Genomic DNA, 427 nt, shown 5'->3' on the forward strand with positions numbered 1-427 from the left:
ATGCTCAACTTCATCTGGAGACCGGCCATATAGGAAGTGGCCACCTCGCCGCCGCCGTGAACCAGCAATGCCACCGCATGGCCGAACTGGACCTCCCCCTTGCCGCGCGGAATGTCGATGTCGGCGCGGAAAATGACGGCGATCCGCAATTCATCGGTTGAACTGGTCATCTCGCACCTAACACTTCATCCCGATATGAACTTGCCACGAAGTCGTCGATCCAGGCCAGATCCGGCTCTGCTGGCAACGTTGAAGCTGCCGCCGCAGCCTCAACGCGCTCGAGAAGGTACTCGATCTCTGCCGCCACAACCTGGTACGGCAGGAGTCCCCGCTTGATCTCGAGCACATGGGCAGCATTCGGCAATGGAAAGGTCACGAAACCGGTCAGGAGGAGCTCGATTGCTTGGTTTCCGACGCGCACGGCATG

The 427-nt window shown here is 59.7% G+C and carries 1 protein-coding gene; it reads right to left on the reverse strand.

Translation table 11 applies throughout. The annotated features are described in order from the left end of the window. Positions 1 to 166: 166 nt before the first annotated feature. Positions 167 to 427 (reverse strand): hypothetical protein (locus tag EN738_RS35860; RefSeq protein ID WP_210214110.1); only part of this gene is annotated, 261 nt, incomplete at its 5' end.

This window comes from Mesorhizobium sp. M4B.F.Ca.ET.017.02.2.1 (assembly GCF_003998955.1).
Taxonomy (GTDB): Bacteria; Pseudomonadota; Alphaproteobacteria; order Rhizobiales; family Rhizobiaceae; genus Mesorhizobium; species Mesorhizobium abyssinicae.